At 67.4% G+C, this 22,213-nt stretch carries 21 protein-coding genes; 10 read left to right on the top strand and 11 right to left on the bottom strand.

Translation table 11 applies throughout. The features are described 5' to 3' along the window. Positions 1-15: 15 nt before the first annotated feature. On the top strand, positions 16-1,356 hold the full coding sequence (ggh, locus tag NS1_RS22980) for a glucosylglycerate hydrolase (RefSeq protein WP_056823820.1): 1,341 nt from the start codon (positions 16-18) through the stop codon (positions 1,354-1,356). Here the strand turns inward: ggh and NS1_RS22975 are convergent. Then, positions 1,353-2,039, bottom strand: a complete 687-nt coding sequence (locus tag NS1_RS22975; RefSeq protein ID WP_062987645.1) for a pentapeptide repeat-containing protein — start codon at positions 2,037-2,039, stop codon at positions 1,353-1,355. The two genes, ggh and NS1_RS22975, sit on opposite strands and share 4 nt — an antisense overlap. Positions 2,040-2,171: 132 nt before the next feature. On the opposite strand from NS1_RS22975, the gene NS1_RS22970 reads away from it, so the two are divergent. Further along, complete coding sequence (locus tag NS1_RS22970) at positions 2,172-2,906, top strand: glycoside hydrolase family 25 protein (protein ID WP_056823826.1); 735 nt, start codon at positions 2,172-2,174, stop codon at positions 2,904-2,906. 60 nt (positions 2,907-2,966) lie between these two features. On the opposite strand, the gene NS1_RS22965 is transcribed toward NS1_RS22970, so the two are convergent. The 3 genes from NS1_RS22965 to NS1_RS22955 all read right to left on the bottom strand — a co-directional run bounded on the left by NS1_RS22965 (position 2,967) and on the right by NS1_RS22955 (position 6,535). Continuing rightward, positions 2,967-5,024: a PhoX family protein gene (locus NS1_RS22965; protein WP_062987643.1), complete on the bottom strand. Its 2,058-nt coding sequence runs from the start codon at positions 5,022-5,024 to the stop codon at positions 2,967-2,969. 156 nt (positions 5,025-5,180) lie between these two features. Then, on the bottom strand, positions 5,181-5,981 hold the full coding sequence (locus NS1_RS22960; RefSeq protein WP_062987640.1) for a hypothetical protein: 801 nt from the start codon (positions 5,979-5,981) through the stop codon (positions 5,181-5,183). A 38-nt stretch (positions 5,982-6,019) separates the two neighbouring features. Further along, positions 6,020-6,535: a lipoprotein LpqH gene (locus NS1_RS22955; protein ID WP_062987638.1), complete on the bottom strand. Its 516-nt coding sequence runs from the start codon at positions 6,533-6,535 to the stop codon at positions 6,020-6,022. A gap of 157 nt (positions 6,536-6,692) precedes the next feature. Between NS1_RS22955 and NS1_RS22950 the strand changes: the two genes are divergently transcribed. Genes NS1_RS22950 through NS1_RS22935 form a run of 4 tightly spaced genes read left to right on the top strand, consistent with a single transcriptional unit; the run spans position 6,693 to position 11,807 of the window. Then, the gene (locus NS1_RS22950; protein ID WP_062987636.1) at positions 6,693-8,009 is read left to right on the top strand and encodes a hypothetical protein; all 1,317 of its coding nucleotides are present in this window, start codon (positions 6,693-6,695) and stop codon (positions 8,007-8,009) included. Then, positions 8,009-9,040 carry a hypothetical protein gene (locus tag NS1_RS22945; protein WP_062987634.1) on the top strand — a complete coding sequence of 344 codons (1,032 nt, stop codon included), beginning with the start codon at positions 8,009-8,011 and terminating at the stop codon, positions 9,038-9,040. The genes NS1_RS22950 and NS1_RS22945 overlap by 1 nt, the downstream gene beginning before the upstream one ends. After that, positions 9,040-10,554: a tetratricopeptide repeat protein gene (locus tag NS1_RS22940; RefSeq protein ID WP_062987632.1), complete on the top strand. Its 1,515-nt coding sequence runs from the start codon at positions 9,040-9,042 to the stop codon at positions 10,552-10,554. The genes NS1_RS22945 and NS1_RS22940 overlap by 1 nt, the downstream gene beginning before the upstream one ends. Before the next feature lie 35 nt (positions 10,555-10,589). Further along, positions 10,590-11,807: a CHAT domain-containing protein gene (locus NS1_RS22935; RefSeq protein WP_062987822.1), complete on the top strand. Its 1,218-nt coding sequence runs from the start codon at positions 10,590-10,592 to the stop codon at positions 11,805-11,807. 11 nt (positions 11,808-11,818) lie between these two features. Here the strand turns inward: NS1_RS22935 and NS1_RS22930 are convergent, their stop codons facing one another. The 5 genes from NS1_RS22930 to NS1_RS22910 form a co-directional block, all read right to left on the bottom strand. After that, positions 11,819-12,886: an alpha/beta hydrolase gene (locus NS1_RS22930; protein WP_084503926.1), complete on the bottom strand. Its 1,068-nt coding sequence runs from the start codon at positions 12,884-12,886 to the stop codon at positions 11,819-11,821. Positions 12,887-13,027: 141 nt separating this feature from the next. Further along, a complete protein-coding gene (locus NS1_RS22925; protein WP_056823850.1) occupies positions 13,028-13,324 on the bottom strand; it encodes a hypothetical protein in 297 nt (98 codons plus the stop codon). 111 nt (positions 13,325-13,435) lie between these two features. Then, positions 13,436-14,161, bottom strand: a complete 726-nt coding sequence (locus NS1_RS22920; RefSeq protein ID WP_056823853.1) for an amino acid ABC transporter ATP-binding protein — start codon at positions 14,159-14,161, stop codon at positions 13,436-13,438. Further along, positions 14,158-15,939, bottom strand: a complete 1,782-nt coding sequence (locus NS1_RS22915; RefSeq protein WP_062987628.1) for an ABC transporter substrate-binding protein/permease — start codon at positions 15,937-15,939, stop codon at positions 14,158-14,160. Before NS1_RS22915 ends, NS1_RS22920 begins: the two co-directional genes overlap by 4 nt. Before the next feature lie 114 nt (positions 15,940-16,053). Then, the gene (locus NS1_RS22910) at positions 16,054-16,848 is read right to left on the bottom strand and encodes an LLM class F420-dependent oxidoreductase (protein ID WP_062987626.1); all 795 of its coding nucleotides are present in this window, start codon (positions 16,846-16,848) and stop codon (positions 16,054-16,056) included. Between the two features lie 136 nt (positions 16,849-16,984). Here NS1_RS22910 and NS1_RS22905 point away from each other — a divergent pair, with 136 nt between their 5' ends. Then, positions 16,985-18,064: an ABC transporter ATP-binding protein gene (locus NS1_RS22905; protein ID WP_056823862.1), complete on the top strand. Its 1,080-nt coding sequence runs from the start codon at positions 16,985-16,987 to the stop codon at positions 18,062-18,064. Positions 18,065-18,210: 146 nt separating this feature from the next. Further along, positions 18,211-18,858 carry an NADPH-dependent F420 reductase gene (locus NS1_RS22900; protein WP_062987624.1) on the top strand — a complete coding sequence of 216 codons (648 nt, stop codon included), beginning with the start codon at positions 18,211-18,213 and terminating at the stop codon, positions 18,856-18,858. Here the strand turns inward: NS1_RS22900 and NS1_RS22895 are convergent. Next, positions 18,855-19,385, bottom strand: coding sequence for a winged helix-turn-helix transcriptional regulator (locus NS1_RS22895; protein WP_062987622.1), 531 nt, complete (start codon positions 19,383-19,385; stop codon positions 18,855-18,857). The two genes, NS1_RS22900 and NS1_RS22895, sit on opposite strands and share 4 nt — an antisense overlap. An 84-nt stretch (positions 19,386-19,469) precedes the next feature. Here NS1_RS22895 and NS1_RS22890 point away from each other — a divergent pair, with 84 nt between their 5' ends. Then, positions 19,470-20,639: a thiolase family protein gene (locus tag NS1_RS22890; protein ID WP_062987620.1), complete on the top strand. Its 1,170-nt coding sequence runs from the start codon at positions 19,470-19,472 to the stop codon at positions 20,637-20,639. A gap of 80 nt (positions 20,640-20,719) precedes the next feature. Then, positions 20,720-21,685 carry an o-succinylbenzoate synthase gene (locus NS1_RS22885; protein WP_255284649.1) on the top strand — a complete coding sequence of 322 codons (966 nt, stop codon included), beginning with the start codon at positions 20,720-20,722 and terminating at the stop codon, positions 21,683-21,685. Here the strand turns inward: NS1_RS22885 and NS1_RS22880 are convergent. Further along, complete coding sequence (locus tag NS1_RS22880) at positions 21,682-22,212, bottom strand: TIGR04338 family metallohydrolase (protein WP_062987618.1); 531 nt, start codon at positions 22,210-22,212, stop codon at positions 21,682-21,684. The two genes, NS1_RS22885 and NS1_RS22880, sit on opposite strands and share 4 nt — an antisense overlap. Between the last annotated feature and the right edge of the window lies 1 nt (position 22,213).

The raw sequence follows: 22,213 nt of genomic DNA, 5'->3' as shown, positions 1-22,213 counted from the left end.
CCGCAGAATAGACAGATGACCGACCCAGGTTTCACCTCGACGCAGCTCGCGGCCCGCGCCGCCTACCTCCTGCGCGGCAACGACCTGGGCACGATGACCAGCGCCGCGCCCCGTCTCTACCCACACATGTGGAGCTGGGACGCGGCGTTCGTCGCGGTGGGGCTGGCTCCGTTGAGCGTGGAGCGGGCCGTGGTCGAACTCGACACGCTGCTGTCGGCGCAGTGGAAGAACGGGATGATCCCGCACATCGTCTTCGCCAACGGTGTGGACGGGTACTTCCCCGGGCCCGCGCGGTGGGAATGTCGCAAGCTGGCGACGAACGCGCCCGACGGCCCCGACACCTCCGGCATCACACAGCCGCCGGTGCACGCCATCGCCGTGCAGCGCATCCTCGACCATTCCCGCAGGCACGGCCGCTCCACCCGCGCCGTGGCCGAGGAATTCCTGAACCGCCGCTGGCCGGATCTGGTGCGCTGGCACCGCTGGCTCGCGCACGCCCGCGACCCCAAGGAAACCGGGCGGATCACGCTGTACCACGGCTGGGAATCCGGCATGGACAACTCCCCGCGCTGGGACCGCGCCTACGCCAATGTTGTTCCAGGGAAGGACCTTCCGCCGTATCGGCGCGCGGACACCTCGATCGTCTCCGACCCGACCCAGCGCCCCAGCGACCGCGAATACGACCGCTACCTGTGGCTGGTCGAGCAGATGCGGCGCGCGAACTATGACGATTTCCAGCTCACCTCGGTGATGAGTTTCGCCGTGGAGGACGTGTTCGTCTCCGCGATCTTCGCGCTGGCCTGCGAGGTGCTGGCCGATATCGGCGAGGAGTACAAGCAACCCCACGCCGACGTCCGCGAACTGCACGGCTGGGCCGAACGTTTCCGCAAGGGCGTGGTCGCCACCACCGACGAACGCACCGGCGCCGCACGGGATTACGATTCCCGCTTGCAGCGCTGGATCAGCACCGAGACCCTCGCCATGTTCGCGCCGCTGATCTCGGGCGGCCTGTCCCGCCACGCCGAGCGGGCCCTGCTCAATACCTTCGAGGGCCCTCGCTTCTGCGGACACCCCGACCTGCGCTACGCCCTGCCACCGTCGACCTCCCCCGTATCCAAGGACTTCCGTCCCCGCGAGTACTGGCGTGGCCCCGTCTGGCCGGTCATGAGCTGGCTGTTCTCCTGGGCCTTCGCCCGCCGAGGCTGGGCCGAGCGCTCCTACATGCTCCGGGCCGAAGGTCTGCGCCAGGCCAGCGACGGCAGCTTCGCCGAGTACTACGAGCCGTTCACCGGTGCGCCGCTGGGCAGTATGCAGCAATCCTGGACTGCCGCTTCGGTTCTCGACTGGTTGGGCTAGTTCTCAGCGATAGCGGTGTGCCATTCGACAACGATGCCGAGTTCGCGCGCCAGAGTTGATGCCAGCCCTTCCGGGTCGCCGCCGTTGATGGTGGCGCCGCGCAGCGCGGTGATGCCGTAGATGCCGGTGAGGTCGCAGTCTTCGAAGCGGAGGTTCTGCTGGATGCGCGCGCCGGCGAAGCGTGCGCCGACGAGGTTGCAGCGCTCGAAGCGCACATTGCGGAACTCGACGCTCTGGAAGTCGGCTTGACGAAGGTCGCAGTCGCGAAAAACTACTGTGCGCATGCGGGATTGAGCGAACGAGGACAGGTCGGCGCGCGTGGAGTCGATCAGTACGTCGCGGAGAACGCCTGCGGTCCAGGACAATCCGGTGAGGCGACCGTGCTCGATCAGGGATTCGATCAGCGAGGAGTCGTCGGCCTGCACGTTGGCCAGATCGCAGACCCGCAGGGTGGATTCGGCGATGGTGCTGTGGCGCAGGGTGCTCGGAAATCGCACACTGTCGAACAGGCAGGCCTCGACGCTCATCCCGGAAACGTGACTCTCGGCGAAATCCGCGTCGCGATATTCGACGTCGGTGACGGTCAGTTCGTCGGTCGGATCGTCGCCCGGCGAGACCGCCGGTCGCAGCGCCCCCGGCTTCGCCACCGCCGGTTCGAACCGCACCTCACGCTTGCGCGCCATGCCCACCACTCCCTGTCAGCCGATGTCCGCACCAAGATACGGGCACGGGCCGACAGGCTTTGTCGTAACTATTCTAAGACACCCACCAACACCACTGGTCACACGAGCAACAAGCCACTACGGTCGACGGCCATGGACACCAAGCGCTGGAGTTCGACGGTTCGTGGTTGTGTTGCGCTCGTCGCCCTGGCCTGCGTGCTTCCCGCCACCGCGCAGGCGGAGCCCAGCGGGCCGGATGTGTCGTCCTGGCAGCATGTGGACGGCCGGATGATCGACTGGCACGCGGTGCGCGCGGCCGGACACCAGTTCGCGATGGTGAAGGCCACCGAGGGTCTGCACTACTTCAACCCGTACTTCGTGCAGGACAGCATTCTGATGCGAACCGCCGGTGTAGCGCGCGGCACCTATCATTTCGCCCGTCCCGAACTGCCGCCCGAACCGCAGGCCGCGATGTACGCGGCGACGGTCCTCGGCCAGAACGGCCCCCTCGACCTCCCGCCGGTCCTCGATCTGGAAACCTCCGGCGGCCTGGCACCCGCCGCCCTCATCGACTGGACCCACCGCTACCTCAACACTGTGCAGACGCTCACCGGCCGCACCCCGATCATCTACACGTATCCGAACTTCTGGAAGACCGCGATGGCCGACACCAGCGCCTTCACCAGGTATCCCCTCTGGATCGCCGACTACAGCGGCAACGACCAGCCCGAAGTCCCCGGCAACTGGCCGACCTGGACGTTCTGGCAGACCACCGACCGTGGCGTCGTTCCCGGCATCCATGGCGGCACCGACGTCAACCGTTTCAACGCCGCCCATGGCGATTTCGCCCGCTTCGCCAACATGTCCGGTTTGTTCGGCAGCAGCTGACATGACAAAACCGCTACTCGCCCAGCCGGGTAGCGGTTTCGTCAGCGGATCGGGGGTCGGCTAGATGCCGATTCGTCCGCCGTTCTTCTTCCAGACGACCGCTACGGCGGGACGGGGCTGCGAGGTGCCGCCGTCGGGCCAGTGGGACTGCGGGTTGTCGGGGGTGGCGTCATCGGCTTCGCCGGGGTGCTGGACCGAGACGATGACGTGGGATTCGGTGACGATCGGGCCGCAGGTCTCCGCACCCTTGGGAACGGTGAGGAACTGCTTGGTCTCGCCGCGGTTGGGGCCGTCGAGGATCACCGAGAACAGGCCGTCGTTGGTCTTGAGGGCGTTGCCGTCGGTGGAGATCCACAGGTTGCCGTACGGGTCGAAGGCCAGATTGTCCGGGCAGGAGATCGGGCTGACCTTGGTCTTGTCGAAACCGGCGAAATAGGTGTCGGCGGCGGCGGGGTCACCGCAGACCAGCAGCAGCGACCAGGTGAAGTCGGTGCCGGTGTGGTTGTCGGTGAGCTCGAGAACCTGGCCGTTCTTGTTCAGCTTGCGCGGGTTGGCCTCGTCGACGCCCGGCTTGTCGTCCTTGGCGCGGTTGTCGTTGTTGGTCAGCGCCACGTAGACCTTGCCGGTGAACGGGTTGGCCTCGAAGTCCTCGGGGCGGTCCATCTTGGTGGCGCCCACCTTGTCGCCTGCCAGACGGGTGAACACCGCCACCTCGGCGGCGGTCATGCCGTCGACCAGGGACTTGCCCTTGCCGTCGTCGCCGGTCTCCAGGATCGGGATCCACTGGCCCTTGCCGGTGAAGCCGCCGGTGGGGACGTTGCCGGAGCCGTCGATCTCGGCAGCGTGGTCGCCGGTGAGCTTGGCGACGTAGAGGGTGCCCGCATCGAGGATGGTCAGGTTGTGTCGCATCGCGGAAGCGCCGGTGCCGGACTGGATCTTGCGCGAGGACACGAACTTGTACATGTAGTCGAACTTCTCGTCGTCGCCGGTGTAGGAGACGACGTCACCGGAATCGGTGACGTAGATCGACGCGCCCTCGTGCTTGAGGCGACCCATTGCGGAGTGCTTGATCGGCGTGGACGAGGCATCCCACGGGTTGACCTCGACGACGTAACCGAAACGGTTGGCCTCGTTGGGTTCCTTGCTCAGATCGAAGCGCTTGTCGGTGCGCTCCCACTGGTTCGGGGTGCCGCCCTTGGCGAAGCCGTAGCGCTTGACCCGACCCTGCGGGTCGGAGGCCAGGTCACCGTTGGCGAAGTAGCCGTTGAAGTTCTCCTCACCGGAAAGAACTGTGCCCCAAGGGGTCACACCGCCCGCGCAGTTGGCGAAGGTGCCGAGCACCTTGGTGCCGGAGGGGTCCGCGCTGGTAACGGTGAACGCGCTGCCCGCGGCGGGCCCGGTGAGCAGGAACTCGGTGTCGGCGGTGATGCGGCGGTTGTACTTACCGAAGGCCGGAGTCAGCTTGCCGGAGCCCGCTTCGCCCTTGACCTCGACCACGGCCATGCCGTGCGCGGCCTTGGTGATCGCGATCTGCTCGTCGGTCGGCTTGGCCTTGTCGTAGCCGCGGAACATCATCGGGCCGGTGGTGTACTCGTGGTTGACCACGAGCAGGTAGCTGTTGGCCTGGCCCTCGATCGGCAGCAGCGCGGCGAAGTCGTTGTTGTACCCGAACTGCTTCAGCTGCGCGGCGACCGTCTGCTTGTCGAAGTCGAACGCGGGAGCGTCGGCGAAGATCGGGTCACCCCAGCGGATCACGACCTGCTGGTCGTAGCCTTCCGGAATGGTCAGCGCGTCTTCCTTGTTCGGCGCCACGGCCGTGAAAGTCGTTCCGGTGCCGGGTGTTCCGGCCGGAGTCGGGGCCGGGGTCTTCGCGGCCTCGGAGTCGTCACCGCAGGCGGCCAGCGCGCTCGCCGCACCGACGGCCAGCACCGCGGCCGCACCGCCCTTGATCAGGCCACGGCGGTTGAGGCCGCTGACGATGTCACCGAAGTAGGCACCCGCTGAGGTATTCGGGGGCTCGTGGAAGCAGGCGTTGCCGCACTTGTATTCACAGGTCAGGGCGGCGCGTGCCGACTGACCGTCGTGCTTGACGAACAGGGCGAGCGGTTTCGGACTCACGGTGACTCCTGAGTAGAACGGACTCCGGGCACCGTAAGCAGCCCAAGCGAGCCATCGGGAACGCGAAGATGAACGGACGACCAAAACTCGGCGCGCGCTGTGACCGATCACGAAGGGATCAGCCACAGCGCGCACCGAGTGTGAAGGGAGTTGTCATCAGGCGTTGACCGGAAGCGAGATCACCACCTCCTGCTCGTTGCCGGGCAGGTAGTGCACCTGGACGATCCGGCCGACCTGTACGTGCCCGACCGCGGTGGGCGGCAGGTACTTCTCGGCGCGGGTCTCGAAGGTGGTGCCGTCGGGGCGGGTGACCACCAGGCCGAGGGCGATCTCGGTGTAGCCGCCGCGGATCCGGCCGGGCACGTCCAGGCTGCGAACCACCGCCTGGGCGGCGATGCCGCGATCGGCGATGTCGAGCTTGCCGCGAGTGGTGATGCCCTTGCGGATGAGGGATTCGTTCATCGCGCGCTGGGCGGCGCCGTTGTCGCCGGAGCGGTCGACCTCGACCTTGTCGGTGCGGCCCGGCAGGTACCGGACCGGCAGGACGACGCCCGGCTGCAGCAGGGCGAGTTCGGTGAGCGGGACGATCATCTTGGCGTGTGAATCGAAGACCTTGCCGTCGGCGCCTTCGACTCGAAAGGCGATCTTGACCTGTGGTTGGTCGTTCACCGAGACACCGGTCTGGCGGAACGAGGTGATGGTGCCGATGCCGACCGCGGCGTCGCGGAACTCGCTGCTGTTGCGGCCGGTGAAGGCTTCGAGAATGCCGTCGCCGGTGAAGGCGAAGACGATCGGGACGATGGTGAGCGCGATGATCGGCAGGGCCATCTGGGGACCGACCCAGCCGAGCATCGCGCCGGTGTATTCGTCGGGGGTGTAGGTGAGGCCGTAGAAGAGGTAGTAGCCGATGGCCAGGATTCCGAAGGCGACCGCGGCCGCACGCAGCTTGGATTTCATGATTTCTCCTTGAATGGATGCGACCGGGTCGCGAGGGATCAGGCGCCGACGATGGTGGAGCAGGCGAAGGTGATGTCGAACTTCGCCGTCGACGGGCCTGCCAGCGGGTTGGTCATGTCGGCGCTGATGCCCTCGCCGGTGATGCGGTAGGTGTTGCCGTCCTTGGCCAGGGTCGCGGAACCGCCGGGCTGGCCGTTGCCGTAGCCCACGGCGTAGGGCAGGCCGTTGGCGCCGCCCTGGCTACCACCGATGGCGACCGCCTGGACTTTCTCGCCTTCGACCGACGCGCTGACCGAGAGGCTGCCGTAGGTGGCGTTGGCCGTGTCGGTGAGCGCCAGTGCGAGGGTGCCACCCTGCTTGGCGCAGGTCGTATCGAACTTCGCGGTGAACTCCTTGCCGTCGACAGTGGCGGTGGATTTGCCCGCGGCCGGGGCCGGGGCAGCCGATCCGGCGGTGCTCGGGGAGGTGGTGCCCGCATCGTCGCTACAACCGGTGACGAACAGCGCGGTGGCGGCGGCGGAAGCGGCGAGGGCGGCGATCAGCTTGGTGTTCATGGTGTTTCCGTTTCTCTCGGTGTGACCGGGCTGGTAACCCGTTGAGAGAAAGGTAGAAATCTTTTCCCGCCTACCGATCCCAACTTTCGCCCTGGGTAACCACCGCACCGGCCGCCGAAAATACCTATAACCTGGTCGGATGCGGAGACCGCGCGCCATGGTGCTCGATGAGGTGTGGCGGGAGATCGATGGTGTCGACGCGCTGAGTGGGGCCGACGGCGGACCGCTGCGCCGGACGGTGAAGTTGATTCTGGATCCGCTGGTGCTTCGGCCGATGCAGCATCCGGTGTTGGCGTCGAGCGTGCTCGACGAGGACGGGATCGCGCTGCTCACGGCCCTGGTGCACGCGCAGTCCGATTCGCTTCGGGCCTGCGCGGCGTGGTTCGTCGTGCTGAAGCAGGTGCGGCGTCGGCTGCGGATCACCGAGGGCAACGCACAGGACCTCTACTTCCAGCGCTGTTTCGAGCTGGCGACCGTAGCCGGTGCGCCGGAGGGCGACAGCGGGCACGCGCGGGCCGAGGCGACGCTGCGGGAAGTCCACGACAGCACCGGTGGGCGCACCACCGCAGCGCTCAAACGCCATGTCACCGAGCCTCGTCGAGCCGCCGAGCTGGCGGAACTGCTGGGTATCGCCTGGGCGCGACGCCCGCTCGCCCCCTACGCGGCCCGCGACCTGGCAGCGGAACTGACCGAGCTGCTCGAAGCCTGCACGCTCGCCCACTCCGGCGATCCGGCCGACGCCGGTCCCCTGTTCGACGACCTTCTCGACAACCGCGCGGGCACACACCGCGGGATCGCCCTGTGGCTCGAGCATCCCGAGGCCGGTGCCGATGACCTGGGGCTCACCACGTTTTCCAGCCCACAGCGACCCGAGCTCGGCGCGTCCGCGTCGACCGCGAGTCTCGGTCTGCCCTTCGACCGGACCGTCTACGAACGGGTCTTCACGGTGTTGCAGGGCAGCATCGATCGCACCGATCTGCCCGAGATCCCGGAGCTGGTGACGCGGGAGATCTCGCGGAGCTGTTCTCCGTGGGGATTGCTCGAGGAATCCCTGCGGGTCGCCGCGGCGGCGGGTTCCGAACTGGCCCTCGGTCTTTCACCGATCGGAACGGCCGTCGAAGAATTTCACCGGCGAGTGCCGTCGTCGCGTGCGCACGAGGTGGTCAACGGTCGCTGGCGCCGTGAAGGGTATGTGCTGCAGGCGCGTCGGTACGCGGTGCATGTGGTCGACGGACAGACGGGGCCGCTCGCGGCGGTGGCCGCCGAGTTGCGTACGCCGTGGCGGCCGTATTCGCGCAGGTTGTGGGTGCGGTTGCACGGTCGGGATGTGCGTGAGATGCCCGTGTTCGATCCCGGCGAGCTGTGGGATCTGCTCGACGGTGTCGCCCGGTCGGTGATCCTGGACCACCGCACCCGGGTCAAACAGGCGCTGACCGCCGACACCGTGGCCGACAGGGAAGCGAGGGCCAGCTGATGACCGTCGTCCGTCTTCGCCATGCGGAGCCCGGCCTGCTCGTGATCGCTGCGGACGGCGCGCCCCTGGTCACCGATCCCGCGCCGGGGCTCGATGTGCTGGTCCTCGAAGTGCTCGGGGGACACCTGAGTTGGCGCCTGTTCGACAGCGACGTGGTACCCGCCGCTGTGCTCGACGACGTCGAGGCGGCGCAGGAATGGGTGTGGGCGGTCTACGGCGAGGAAGTCGCCTTGGCGGTCGCGGACAACCGTCCCCGCGCGGTGACAGCCGCGCCCGCCCGGGGGGAGACGGCGGCGGCCCTGCGGCGACTCGCCTACGCGCACTGGGCAAGTCGGTGGTGGCCCGCGTCGACCGTCGACGGGATACCCGCCTTGGATCAGCGGCTGCTGCTCGAGGAGATCGAGTTGCTCACCGTGACATGCGAGATGGTGATCGACGAAGATGCCGACGAGCTGTTCCGTGAGCACGAGCTCGGCGCCGCGCAGACCTCAGACGACAGCGCAGCGTCGATCAGCGGCCGTGCGGAGGATTACGCCCTGGCGGCCGGTGGCGCCGATTCGGCCGACGGGCTGATCGTCGCGCGCGGCAGCGGCGGATGGGATTGGCGACTGTGCCCGCCCGGCATTCTGGACGCGGGTGAGCAGGCTGTGTCGTGGCAGGTGTCCCGGACGGCCGGGGTATCGACGGTACAGGTCAACGTGGTTGCCGCGCCGGACTGTAGACAACTCGTTCCCGAACATCTTCGACCGTACGCACGGGTGCGAGCGCAGCTGCCCTCGACCGACGTGGAGATGCCCTTGCAGCTGCGTGGTGATGCCTGGACGGGCTCGGCCACGCTCCCCGGCACACCTGAAAAATCGCCGGAGATCACCGTTTTCGTGCCCGGTGTCGGTCCGGTCGATCAGCCCGAAGACGAGTCGGCCGTTCGGGATCGGATTCGCCGATTCATCCGAGCACGGCTCACTGAACACACCGGCGACCAACGCCTGACCACAGAGACAGCGGCCGCCGAGACAGACGAGGACTTCTGATGGCAGCCACGGGTAGAACCTCGGATCGCGACGACGCACAGCTCACCGCGGGGTATGCGGCCTATCAACGTGGCGATGTGGTCGCGGCACTGGAGATGTTCGAGAAAGCGGCCGAGGGTGCGACGCCGCGGCTGCGGAGTGCGGCCCTGATCAATGCCGCGAGTATGGCCGATGAGCTCGGCGATCACCGGCGGTCGGTGGTGCTGTTCCGGACGGCACTCGCCGAAATGCCCGAGGACGCCGCGCATCAGCGACCTGCCGCGTTGGTGAACCTGTCGCAGGCTTTCCAGCATCTGGGCGAGTTCGATGCCGCACAGGATGTGCTCGAGGAAGCACGCACGCTGCTCGCCGACAGCACCGATCAGGGACTGTTGCGGGTGGCGTGCCTGCTGTCGCTGACAGCGGTGGCGTTGCACCGGCAGCAGTGGGCGCGCGCAGGTGAGTTGGCCACCGAATCCCTCGGGGTGACAGAACGTTTCGCGCCCGAGATGGCCGGGCACCCGTTGATGAACCTGGCCGCCTGCTCGTTCGAGACCGGGCGATGGGAACTGGCCATCGACTTCGCCCGGCAGGGAGTGGCCGCTTTCGCCGCGGCGGGTGAGGACGCCTCGGTCGCCGAGTCGCAGCAGAATCTGGCCACCATGCTGATACGTGCGGGGCAATTCGACGAGGCCGAGGAGCCGTTGCGGGCCAGTCAGAAGTTCTTCGAAGCGGGCGGGTTGGGCCATTGGTCCGGGATCGGGGCCAAGACGATGGGCTTTCTCGCCGAACGTCGAAATGACTTCGCTACGGCACGTGCGCATTACGAGCGCGCACTGGATGGGTTCGACGCCGCCGGTGCGGTGGTGGACGCGGCGGATGTTCGACTGCGACTCGCCACCCTCGCCTGCGCGGAAGGCGATCTCGCGCTCGCCGAGGAGCTCCTCGACGCGTCGTTCTCGGTCTACGCCGCCCACGGACTCGGGATGCACTGCGCTCAACTCGACTACTGGCACGCCGAACTCCTCCACGCCTCGATCGAGCAAGCGCCACAACCTGATCCGGAACTCTTGGGCCGCGCGGTCTCGCTGGCGGTCCCCGCCGCCCTCGCCATCGACGCCGTCCGCCACACCCTCCCCAACGGCAACCAGCGTGAGCACTGGCACCGCACCGTCGCCGAACCGGCCATGCGCCTGGCCTTCCGCTGCGCCGCCCTCTCCGGCAACGGCCAACTGGTCAGCGATCTGATCGACACCCAATGCGCGGGAACGACTCTCGATCTGAACTCCTACAAAGACTCCGAGACGCTCATCCTCGATTTCGAGCTGCTCGAGCCGGCGGCCGCCGAGCAGATAACTACTCCCGCACTGCAACTCGGCGCCGCGCTCGCCGACGTGGCGGCAGCGGCCGGGATCCCCGTCGCACTCCCCCCTCGACTCACCGACGGTGATCGAATAGTGCTGGCGGACTTCATCACCTACGCCGAACATCGCTACGGCCGTTCGGTCCGCGACCAGCGGGTACTCGCGCTGTGAACGCGCTACCGCCATCCCCGACCGCGCTCATCAGGATGGCTGACGCGGGCGATGTCTACGTGTCGTGGCGATGGGTCGACGACGCGCTCGCACGCGGGGTCGCCACACTGCCCCGCGACCAGGTGCGCGAGACGCTGCGGCTGCTGACCGAGGCGGTGCCCGATCCCGCCCGGCCCGAGGATCTGCGGCGTGTGATGACCGAGGGCGCGCTGGTCGATCCCGCTGCGGAAAGCGCGCTGGCGCAAGCATTGTCGCGCACCCTGTTGCCCTATGGATTGGCTGTGCAGCTCTACGAACTCTCGCAGCGCGGGGTTCGGCCGCATCTGCGGATTCAGCCTTCGCCACGGCTGGCGCAGGTTCCGTGGGAGCTCATCGCTCCCGATCCCGCGCTCCGGCTGCTCGATATCGCCGATGTGAGCCTGCTCGCGCCGGTGTCGGTGGTTCACGCGCCGCAACGAATCGTGCACCACTGGAACGACACTCACGATCTGCCCGTCGTCGCGGTGCTCGATCCTCGGGTGCCCGGATTCCGTGCCGACTCAGAGCTCGGATCGGTACTCGGTCGACCGAGCCCGGAAACCCTGGTGGCCCGGCATTTCGGCCGGTACGGCAAGCGCGTCGTGCCCCGTGCCGACGATCCCGTAGAGCTGTTCCGCCGCGCCGACACCGACCGTGACTGGCTCTCCGAAGTTCTCCGGGCCGGTGCGAGCCGACTCGTCTACGTCGGCCATGTCACCGCCCCCGCACCGGAATCCGGGCAGAGCGAACACGCCGAACTGCACCTCAGCTGCACCGCCGATACGCGCGGCTTCGCGGCGACGAACCGCACCCACCGCCCCCTCTCCGCGAAAGACCTCCTACTCGGCACCCATTCGCTCGACTCGCACCCGATCCCCGGCCGCGACCTCTGGCCGATGCCGAGCCGGGTAGCCCTGATCGCCTGCGAAAGCGGCGGCGACCTGCGCTTCACCGAGGCCCTCGGCCTCACCACCGCGGCCCTGGCAGCGGGCGCGGAACTGGTGACGGCCACCCGCTGGCCCCTGCCCACCGACCACGCCTTCCACACCCTCATCCCCACCACGACCTACCCCTTGCAATCCGCCATCTGCGCCGTGGACGCCGCCCACGATTCACCCACACCCGTCCCCACCCTGCTGACCTGGCAAAGGTCGCGACTGGCCGCCTGGCGTGACGCGCCGACGCCCGAGAACTCACCGCTGCTCTGGGCCGCCTTCGCCACCGTCACCGGCTGACTCGCGTACGACTATTCGGGCAGTCCCAAGCCCGCGGCGAGAACCGGCCACGACCGATAGAAGGCATCGCGCCAGTAGCCCCAGGAGTGCGTGCCGCTCGATTGACGATCGAAGGTCGCGGGAATCCCCAACTCGTCCAGCCGGGACTCGAGATTGCGGGTGCACCAGTTGACCGCCGCCTCGATGATGCCGCCGACGACGACCTGATTGGCCAGGCCGACCGGCGTCGGATTCATCATGTACGGGTCGTCGACGCGGTCGTGCGGGCCGGGCAGACCGGAGGCGTCCGAGACGAACAGCCGTGTGCCGCGCAACTTCTCGGCGTGGATGACGGGATCGTTGGCGGTCCAGGCCGGGTCGTCGTCGGCACCGTACATATTGGTGACATCGCCGCCACCGTAGGTCTCCACGACCAGCTTGGTGAACTGCTTGCCGATCGGGTCGGCGATCTGCGCGCAGCCGCTGTAGCCGGCCACGGACTGATAGAAGCCCGGCCTGGCCTCCGCCAATTGCAGAACGGCCGTGGCGGTCATCGAGTTGGCGGCGATGGCGTTGACGCCATTGGTGCCCAGCGCCGCGTCGACCAGGGGCGGGAGTTCGTCGAGGAGGAAGGTGCGCCATTTGTTGCGACCCAGCGCGGGGTCGTCCTGTTGCCAGTCGGTGTAGTACGCCCAGGCGCCGCCGATCGGCATCACCACATTGACGTCCTTGGTCGCGAGGAAGTCGCCGACATCGGTGTTCTGCCACCAGGTCGCGCGGTCCTCGCCGCCGCCTGCGCCGTTGAGGAGGTAGAGCGCCGGGCGCGGCACGGAGGCGTCCTCAGGCCGCTGCACCTTCACGGTGATGGCTTTGTTCATCGCGGCGGAGAAGACCAGCATGGTCAGATTTCGGCCATCGACCCTGCTCGAGATGATGTTCGAGCCGTTCGCGGTGGTCGGCGTCGCGAGGAGTTTCTTGGATTCGACGATCGGATCGCGCTCGTCGGCTAGGCCGTTGCCCGCGCCGAAGGTAGCGACGCACGCGGCCAGCACACTGCCGACGACACCGAAAGCCATTGTGCGTCTGATTGTTTTGCCCATCGGCCGAGAATTCCCCATCCATGAATCGGCAGGCATGACGCAGGCCGCAGGCACAGACAGTATCCGGGGAACCGATCGATCGTCGAGCCAGAGGTATTGCGGGCTGCCGACCCCACCCGAGGTGGTGTCGGCGCCTGGTGGTCAGTGGTCGTCGTAGTGGTCCGCGTGGGCAGCGTGGCGGTGACCGTCGTGGATGTAGTCGACGTGGTCGCCGTGCGGCACGGCGACGTGCCCGCAGCCGGGGCCGTGCTCGTGGGTGTGGGCGGTGTGCTCGACGTGTGCTGAGGTCTCGCACTCGTCGAAGTGGCCCTCGTGTTCGCGGTGCAGATGGCCGTCGTGGACGTAGTCGACGTGGTCCTCGTGCGGAACGGCGACGTGGCCGCAGGTGGGCCCGTGGACGTGGGTGTGCTGCGGATGTTCGGCGTGCGTGGTGGTCATCGGCTCTCTCTTTCCGGTTTCCCGGAACTCGGTCCGGTACTGATCGAATGGAGCTGAAGCACTTCCGACATTAGCAGTTGCGCATGGGTTGCTGCGACCCCCCGAACCTGGTCAGAGGACCTGATCGAGGAAGCGACGCAGGCGTGGGGTCTCGGCGTCGTCGAACAGGGCGTCGGGGGTACCGGTCTCCACGACGACGCCCTGATCCATGAACACGACACTGTCGGAGACCTCGCGCGCGAACCCCATCTCGTGGGTCACCACGATCATCGACATACCGCCCGAGGCGAGGTCGGCCATCAGTGCGAGCACGCCCTTGACCAGCTCCGGGTCGAGCGCGGAGGTGGCCTCGTCGAAGAACATCAGCTCCGGTTTCATGGCCAGTGCGCGGGCGATGGCGACGCGCTGCTGCTGACCGCCCGACAGCGACGCGGGCCTGGCGTCGGCCTTGTCGGCCAAGCCGACGATCTCGAGCTGTTCGATCGCCAGCGCACGGGCCTCGTCGGCGGACAGGCCACGCAGTTTGCGGGGGCCGAGGACGATGTTGTCGGCGACGGTCTTGTGGGGGAACAGGTTGAACTGCTGGAAGACCATGCCGATGCGCTGGCGCAGCTTGTCGGGGTTGTCCTTCAGCACCGACTTACCGTCGAGGAGCACGTCGCCGGAATCGGGCTCGTGCAGGCGGTTGAGCACCCGCAGCAGGGTCGATTTGCCGGAGCCGGACGGGCCGATGACGGTGGTGGCGTGGCCTGCCTCGACGTGGATGTCGACACCGCGCAGGATGTGGTTGTTGCCGAGCGTCAGGTTGAGCCCGGTGCCGGTCAACGATGCACTCACGCGCCTCGCCCTTCTGTGATGACCGCCTGCTCGATCGGGTCGGCGGGGGTGGGTTTGCCGGTGCGCATGCGCTGGTCGATGTAGTTGACCAGGTGGGTGAGCGGGATGGTGAGCACCAGATACATCAGGCCCGCGGCCACCAGCGGGGACAGGTTGCCGGTCTGGGCGTTGAGGTCGCGGCCGACGGCGAACAGCTCGCGCTGGGAGGCGAGCAGGCCGAGGAAGTAGATCAGCGACGAGTCCTTGATCAGCGCGATGAACTGGTTCATCAGCGCGGGCAGCACCCGGCGCACACCCTGCGGAATCACCACCAGCGTCATCGACTGCCGGTACCCGAAGCCGATGGCGCGCGCGGCCTCGAGCTGACCGGGCTCCACCGACTGGATACCCGAGCGGAAGATCTCACCGATATAGGCCGACGAGAGCAGCGCCAGCGCCACCGCGCCGAGCCAGTACGGGTTGCCGCCGGTGATATTCCGGACCACCGGGCCGACGCCGAGGCCGATCAGCAAGATGATCACCACGGCGGGCAGGCCGCGGAAGATGTCGGTGTAGACGCGGGCGGGCCAGCGCAACCAGCGGGTGCGGGAGATGCCCATCACCGCGAGCAACATGCCGATCACGGTGCCGAGGACACCCGAAACCAAGGCCAGGATCAGGGTATTCGGCAGGCCGACCTTGATCAGGTCGGGAAAAGCCTTGCGGTACAACGACCAGTCGAAGAAGGTGTCCTTCAACTGCTGCAGGGTCGATTTCTGCGCGACCTGTTCGGTCTCTCCCGGCTGGTTCTCGGCCGCGAGCGCCTTGAAGTCCGGAAGTTGGGGTGTGGGTGCGGCTTTCGAACCGGGCTTCCAGCCAGGCGGGAGTTCGCGTGGCACCCAGTCGGCGTAGAGACGAGCGTAGGTGCCGTCGGCGATCACCGCGTCGAGGCCGGAGTTGAGCGCGTCGATCAGCGGCTGGTTGTTCTTCGCCACCGCGTAGCCGACGAAGTTGTCGAGGCTGAAGGTGTTCTGTGAGATCACCATTCCGTCACCGGGCTTGATCGCGCCCTCGGCCTGGGCCGACGGCGCCACCCAGGCGTCGACCTGGCCGGACTTCAGATTCGCGTAGGCGGTGTTGTAGTCGGGGAATTTCACCGGATCCAGCTTCAGCTGGTTCACCACGAATTCGTCCTGCACGGTGCCCTGCACCACCGCGATGCGCGAGCTCTGGTTCAGATCGCCGAAGCCCTTCACCGCGCTGCCCTGCGGAACGACAAGGGAGAAGTAGCCGAAGTCGTAGCCGTTGGTGAAGCCGACGAGTTCGCGGCGGGCATCGGTGGTGGTGATGTTTGACGAGCCCACATCGAAGCGCTTGCCCGATACCTGGGCGAGCAGGCCGGCGAACTCGGTGCCGGAGAACTCCACGCGCAAACCGAGTTTCTCGGCGATCGCGGTGAGGAGTTCGTTGTCGAAGCCGGTGAAGTCGCCCTCGCTGTTGACGCAGATGCTCGGCGGGGCGTCGGACAAGGTGCCGACGCTCAGGGTGCCCGGATTGAGCAGGCCGAGTTTCGTGGTGTCGATCGAGTCGACCGGCGCCGTCGTCGCGGTGGTGTAGCGATCGGCGCCCGCGGTCTCGCCCGCGGCCAAGTTGGTGGGCGCGGCGGCGGCGGCCGATGGCCCCGGTGGGGAACACAGATCGCTCGCGGTGCTGGTGTCCGAGCCACCGCACCCGGTCGCCGCGACGCCGACGAGGAGCAAGAGGGCAGCGATCCGCGCTCGAGTTCGTACACCTGCCATGCCGATAGACCCTAGCCGCAACCTTGCATACCGAGGATTACGCACGCGAGGCGTATCCGCCGTCGACCGTGCGACGTGGCACTGCGGCGGCTACACCGGGTCGCCGCGCCGGACTCAGGCGAGACCTTCGAGCACCTCGGGGTTCACCTCATCGCGCCATTCGATCGCGCGACGCACTTCGGTCAGGTCGTAAGCGGGACCGGAGACGCCCACGGTGAACAGAGTCACACCCGCGTCGTGCAGCGCCTTCGCGTTGTCGCGCCCCTGCCACTGCACCGAGCGTTCGATCCGCGACTCGTCGGTGCCGACCGCCGCCGCATGCTCTGCCAGCACCTTGTTCTTGTGCGCCAGCGTCGACACGTCGGCGAAGGAGTGCCAGATGTCGGCGTACTCGGCGACCAGGCGCAGCGTCTTGCGCTCCCCACCACCGCCGATGAGAATCGGAAGCTCCCGCACCGGCGGCGGGTTCAGCTTCGCCAGCCGGGAGGTGAGGCGAGACATGCTGTCCTTCAACAAGTTCAGCCTGGTGCCCGGCGTGCCGAACTCGTAGCCGTACTCGTCGTAGTCACGCTCGAACCAGCCCGCGCCGATGCCGAGGATCAGCCTGCCGCCGCTGATGTTGTCGACCGTGCGCGCCATATCGGCGAGCAGGTCGGGATTGCGGTAGCCGCCGCCGGTGACCAGCGCGCCGAGCTCGACCCGCTCGGTCTGCTCCGCCCACGCGCCGAGCATCGTCCAGCATTCGAAATGCGCGCCCGCCGGGTCGCCGGTGAGCGGATAGAAGTGGTCCCAGTTGAAGACGATGTCGACCCCGGCGTCCTCTGCCCGCAACACCGCGTCACGGATGAGTCCGTAATCGGGCGCGTGCTGCGGTTGAAGCTGGACTCCGATACGGACCGGACGACTCATATCGTTGGCTCCTCGATAGCTCGGTTGGCTCCGCGACCGAGGCTACCCGGCGCCGTTGTCGGCCGCTACGATCCCCAGCGACCCACTACTCGGATCGTCCGGCACGTTCCTGCCGGGATGGGAAGTTGATCTACGCATGGCTACCGTGACTTTCGACCGCGCTACCCGGCTCTACGCCGGCGCCACCAAACCCGCGGTCGACGCACTCGACCTGGAGATCGCCGACGGCGAATTCCTGGTGCTCGTCGGACCCTCCGGGTGTGGCAAATCGACCTCGCTGCGGATGCTGGCCGGCCTCGAGGAGGTCAACGGCGGGTGCATCCGGATCGGCGACAAAGACGTGACCAACGCCGAACCCAAGGATCGCGATATCGCGATGGTGTTCCAGAACTACGCGCTCTACCCGCACATGTCGGTCGCGGAGAACATGGGCTTCGCGCTGAAACTGGCCAAAGTGTCCAAGGCCGAGCGCGACGAGCGGGTGCTCGAGGCGGCCAAGCTCCTCGACCTCGAGCAGTACCTCGACCGCAAGCCGAAGGCGCTGTCGGGCGGGCAGCGGCAGCGCGTGGCGATGGGCCGCGCGATCGTGCGGCAGCCGCGGGTGTTCCTGATGGACGAGCCGCTGTCGAACCTCGACGCCAAGCTGCGCGTGCAGACCCGTACCCAGATCGCGCAGTTGCAGCGGCGGCTCGGGACCACCACGGTCTACGTCACCCACGACCAGGTCGAGGCGATGACGATGGGCGACCGGGTCGCTGTCCTCAAGGACGGCCTGCTCCAGCAGTGCGCGTCGCCGCGCGACCTCTACCGCGATCCGGCGAACATGTTCGTGGCCGGGTTCATGGGTTCGCCCGCGATGAACCTGTTCACGCTGCCCGTCGAGAACGGAACCGTCACCATCGGTGGGTATCCCGTCCGGGTGCCGCGTGCGGTGTCCGACGCGGGTGAGGGTTTCGTGGTGCTCGGCATCCGCCCCGAACACCTCGAGGTGGGCGACGGCGGCCTCGAGATGGAGGTCGACGTGGTGGAGGAACTCGGCTCCGACGCGTACGTGTACGGCCGCGCCCTGTCCACCGGCATCAACGGTCAGACCGGCGAAACCATTGTGGCGCGCGTAGATTGGCGAAACCCGCCGCGCAGGGGCGATCGTCTCCGCCTCACCACCGACTCCGAACACGTGTACTTCTTCAGCGTCGACGGCCGCCGCCTGCGCTGATTCGGATGCGCGGGCGGCTCGTCGATCGAGTCGCCCGCGCCCGATTGCGCTGTGCGCGTAGACGCTCGGCTCGATGCCTGGTCCGGCCTATGCTGATGCTCACCGCCGGTGATCGCCGGGCAGATCTGTCGACATGAGGTAGTGACATGCGCATAGCAGTACTCGGCACCGGCCAGGTGGGTCGACGGCTGGCGAGCAAGCTCATCGAGGTCGGGCACACGGTGACGATGGGGTCGCGAACCGCCGACAATGCCGACGCGGCAGCCTGGGCCGCCGAAACCGGGGGAACACACGGCACTTTCGCCGATGCGGCGGGCGCTGCCGAGCTGATCGTGAACGCCACGTCGGGCACGGTCTCGGTGGCCGCCCTCACCGCGGCAGGCACGGACAACCTCGCGGGCAAGATCATTGTCGACGTCTCCAACGCACTCGACTTCTCGCAGGGCTTCCCGCCGAAACTCGTTGTCCCCGAAGCGGGCAGCGTCGCCGAGGAAATCCAGCAGGCCTTCCCCACAACCCGCGTGGTGAAGACGCTCAACACCACCAACAATCAGGTGATGGTCGACCCGACCCGAATTCCCGGACAGCACAATATCTTCCTCAGCGGCGACGACACCGACGCCAAGAAGGAGGTGGCGCAGTTGCTGAACTCCTTCGGCTGGGCCGACGAGCAGCTGGTCGACCTCGGCGCCCTGAACACCGCTCGCAGCACCGAACCGGTCGTCCTGCTGTGGGTCAGCCTGTTCCAAGCCCTCGGCACCGAGGACGTGACCATCGGCGTGTTCAGCGCCTAGTCGTCCGACTTCTTCTTCCGGCGCTCGGCGCGGTCTCGGAGATAGTCCTCATTGACCCGGACAGCCAGGCGCTCGAGGGGGATCTCGGTGCCGTCGGGGGTGCGGAGGTCGACGCGGACCGGCTCGCCGGTCTCGGTGTCCACCCGAAGCAAGGGCGCGGGGCCGGGCTGGAGGTAGGCGTCGCCCCACTGCCAGAGGGCCACTACCGCGGGGAGTAGGTCTCGGCCCATCTGGGTGAGGACGTACTCGTGCCGGGTCCGCTTGCCTTCTTCCTGGTAGGGGCGTTTTTCCAGGAGGCCGGCGGCGGTGAGTTTGCGGAGTTGGCCCGCAGCGGCGGCGTCGGTGATGCCGACGCGGCGGGCGAAGCCGTCGAAGCGGCGGGTGCCGTAGTAGGCCTCGCGCAGGATGAGCATCGCGGAGCGGGTGCCGATGAGGTCCATGGCCCTGGCGATGGAACAGCCTGCCGTTTCCCATTTGCTGAGATCGGCCAGGGGTCCTTCCATCACGGCTGCCATGAGGGACATCATAGCGAATCTGACTTGAGTCGATGATAGTTAGCAGCTACGCTGGCTATTGTTAGATAGAGCCAGCGTTGTCGAAAGAGGACTCCCATGCGAGACGCGGTCATCGTCGAAGCGGTACGCACCCCGATCGGGCGGGGTAAGCCGAACGGCGCACTTCACGACGTTCATCCGGTTGATCTGCTGGCGCACAGCCTGCGCGCGGTGGTCGAGCGCAGCGGGATCGATCCGGTGCTGATCGACGATGTGATCGGCGGCATCGTCACCCAGGTCGGCGAACAAGGGGCGAACATGACCCGGCGGGCCGCACTGGCCGCCGGGTATCCGGAATCTGTGCCCGCCACGACGGTGGACCGGCAGTGCGGCAGCAGCCAGCAGGCGATCCACTTCGCGGCGCAGGGGGTGATCGCAGGGGCCTATGACATCGTCGTGGCAGCGGGCGTGGAATCGATGGGACGAGTTCCCATGGGCGCCAGCGTGCTCGGTGCCACCGATCTGTCCGGCATCGCCTTCGCGCAGCGCTATCCCGACGATCTCGTCCCGCAGGGAATCAGCGCCGAGCTCATCGCCGCGAAGTGGGGCCTGACGCGAACCCAGCTCGACGAATTCGCCCTCGGCAGTCATGAAAAGGCCGCTCGGGCAACCAAAGACGGACTCTTCGCCGATGAACTCGCGCCGATCAACGGATTGAACACCGACGAGGGAATCAGGGTCGGCAGCACCATCGACACCCTCGCGAAACTGAAGCCCGCCTATTACGACCCCGCGATGGCGGCGCGGTTCCCGCAGATCGGCTGGGAGATCACCGCCGCCTCGGCCAGCCAGGTCAGCGACGGAAGTTCCGCGGTGCTGATCATGTCCGGCGAACGCGCCGAGCAACTCGGGCTGCGGCCGTTGGCCCGGCTCCACAGCTTCTCCGTCGCGGGCGACGACCCGTTGCTGATGCTCACCGCGGTCATCCCGGCCACCGAGAAGGTGCTGCGACGGGCGGGTCTGGAGATCGCCGACATCGACCTGTTCGAGATCAACGAGGCGTTTTCGCCGGTTGTGCTGGCATGGGCGAAGGAGACCGGTGTGGATATGAGCCGGGTCAACGTCAACGGTGGGGCGATCGCGCTCGGGCATCCGCTCGGCGCGTCCGGGGCGCGGTTGATGACCACGCTGGTGCACGCGATGCAGCAGCGTGGGGCGCGCTACGGTTTGCAGACCATGTGCGAAGCGGGTGGCCTGGCCAACGCCACCATCATCGAACGGCTGTGACGCGCGACGGCGGCGCTCACCGCGAGCGCCGCCGTCCGGCTCGAGCCTCGGGCCGGGCCGCAACCTCTACGATCGGTCCGGTGAGCGCCGACCTCTTTGTCTATGCGATTCCGTTGCGGACACGGTTTCGGGGGATCACCGTGCGCGAGGGGATGTTGATTCGCGGGGAGTTGGGCTGGGGGGAATTCTGCGCGTTTCCCGAGTATGACGATCGCGAAGCGGCTGGGTGGTTGGCTACCGCTGTCGAGCAGGTGACAGTGGGGTGGCCGGCGCCGGTGCGCGATCACATTCCCGTGAATTGCACTGTGCCCGCGGTGGATGCCGAGCGAGCTGGCCGGATCGTTCGGGAATCCGGTTGTGCGACCGCGAAAGTGAAGGTGGCGGATCACCCCGACTCGCTGGCCGAGGATGTGGCTCGGGTGGCGGCGGTGCGGGAGGCGATCGGGGAATCCGGGGCTGTGCGGGTCGACGCGAACGCGGTGTGGGACGTGGAGACCGCTGTTCGGCATATCGAGGAGATCGATAAGGCCGCCGGGGGTTTGGAATACGTAGAACAGCCGTGCCGGACCGTCGCGGAATTGGCCGAGGTACGCCGCCGCGTTTCGGTGCCGATCGCGGCAGACGAGTCGATTCGGCGGGCCGAGGATCCGATGCGGGTGGCGGTGGCGGGGGCCGCTGATGTGGCGGTGCTCAAGTGCACGCCGTTGGGCGGGGTACGACGAGCGTTGGCGGTCGCCGGGGCGGCCGGGCTGCCGACTGTGGTCTCGTCGGCGCTCGAGACCAGCGTCGGCTTGGCGGCGCAGCTGGCGCTGGCGGGCGCGCTGCCCGAGCTCGAATTCGCCTGTGGTCTTGGCACGCTCGCACTGTTCGAAGGTGATCTCGTCGCGGAGTCGTTGCTGCCGGTCGACGGCTGGTTGCCGGTCCCGACTTCGCCGCCGGAGCCCGACCTCGCATTGCTGGACAAGTACCGACACCCCGATCCCGAGCGGGTCGACTGGTGGTTGCGGCGCTACGAGCGAGTCAGCGCACTGCTCGAGCGCGGCTAGCCGAAACGAACACCGCACCCGGTCAACGTAGTTCGAATCAGCAAGGCGGCCTCCGGGCCGATCACACCGTCGACCAATTCGACATAGCGGCTACAGAATTCGGGCCCGTGCGGTGCTGCCGCCGAATCGGGCGACAGGTGGTGGGCGAGTTCGTGCAGGACCACCAATTCGCGAAGCGCCCATGCGGTGGAACCGGTGTGCAGCGGGACGGCGAGGACGGCGGTCTCCGGCTCGTAGTGCGCGGCCGCGGCACCACCACGGGCGCGGACCCTGATCGATACCGCGGCCCGCTCCCATTTCGCGCGAACCCAATTCAGCGCCAGCACCTTGTCGGCATAACTCTGCACCGACTCCACAGAGGCGAAGCGCCGCTCCACCGGCAAGGTCAGTTGCGAGCCGTAGACATCGACCGTCCGATGCCCGAACTCGTCGGCACGATCGAACACCCCACGCACCAACTGCTCACCGTCGTAGACCTTGGCGCGCTGACTGTCACGCCGCGGCCGTTCAGAACTACCCGGCGACACA

The sequence above is a fragment of the Nocardia salmonicida NBRC 13393 genome (assembly GCF_001613085.1).
In the GTDB taxonomy this organism is placed as follows: Bacteria; Actinomycetota; Actinomycetes; order Mycobacteriales; family Mycobacteriaceae; genus Nocardia; species Nocardia salmonicida.
The sequence above is the reverse complement of the archived record's forward strand: the minus strand, read 5'-3'. Positions and strand labels throughout refer to the sequence as shown.

Bases quoted from the DNA above. Each gene is read 5' to 3' on its own strand.
- NS1_RS22925 (WP_056823850.1), bottom strand. From the start codon at position 13,324: ATGACCACCACGCACGCCGAACATCCGCAGCACACCCACGTCCACGGG.
- NS1_RS22905 (WP_056823862.1), top strand. From the start codon at position 16,985: ATGGCTACCGTGACTTTCGACCGCGCTACCCGGCTCTACGCCGGCGCC.
- NS1_RS22930 (WP_084503926.1), bottom strand. From the start codon at position 12,886: ATGGGCAAAACAATCAGACGCACAATGGCTTTCGGTGTCGTCGGCAGT.
- NS1_RS22895 (WP_062987622.1), bottom strand. From the start codon at position 19,385: ATGATGTCCCTCATGGCAGCCGTGATGGAAGGACCCCTGGCCGATCTC.
- ggh (WP_056823820.1), top strand. From the start codon at position 16: ATGACCGACCCAGGTTTCACCTCGACGCAGCTCGCGGCCCGCGCCGCC.
- NS1_RS22940 (WP_062987632.1), top strand. From the start codon at position 9,040: ATGGCAGCCACGGGTAGAACCTCGGATCGCGACGACGCACAGCTCACC.
- NS1_RS22970 (WP_056823826.1), top strand. From the start codon at position 2,172: ATGGACACCAAGCGCTGGAGTTCGACGGTTCGTGGTTGTGTTGCGCTC.
- NS1_RS22960 (WP_062987640.1), bottom strand. From the start codon at position 5,981: ATGAAATCCAAGCTGCGTGCGGCCGCGGTCGCCTTCGGAATCCTGGCC.
- NS1_RS22950 (WP_062987636.1), top strand. From the start codon at position 6,693: ATGGTGCTCGATGAGGTGTGGCGGGAGATCGATGGTGTCGACGCGCTG.
- NS1_RS22890 (WP_062987620.1), top strand. From the start codon at position 19,470: ATGCGAGACGCGGTCATCGTCGAAGCGGTACGCACCCCGATCGGGCGG.
- NS1_RS22945 (WP_062987634.1), top strand. From the start codon at position 8,009: ATGACCGTCGTCCGTCTTCGCCATGCGGAGCCCGGCCTGCTCGTGATC.
- NS1_RS22975 (WP_062987645.1), bottom strand. From the start codon at position 2,039: ATGGCGCGCAAGCGTGAGGTGCGGTTCGAACCGGCGGTGGCGAAGCCG.
- NS1_RS22915 (WP_062987628.1), bottom strand. From the start codon at position 15,939: ATGGCAGGTGTACGAACTCGAGCGCGGATCGCTGCCCTCTTGCTCCTC.
- NS1_RS22910 (WP_062987626.1), bottom strand. From the start codon at position 16,848: ATGAGTCGTCCGGTCCGTATCGGAGTCCAGCTTCAACCGCAGCACGCG.
- NS1_RS22900 (WP_062987624.1), top strand. From the start codon at position 18,211: ATGCGCATAGCAGTACTCGGCACCGGCCAGGTGGGTCGACGGCTGGCG.
- NS1_RS22955 (WP_062987638.1), bottom strand. From the start codon at position 6,535: ATGAACACCAAGCTGATCGCCGCCCTCGCCGCTTCCGCCGCCGCCACC.
- NS1_RS22935 (WP_062987822.1), top strand. From the start codon at position 10,590: ATGGCTGACGCGGGCGATGTCTACGTGTCGTGGCGATGGGTCGACGAC.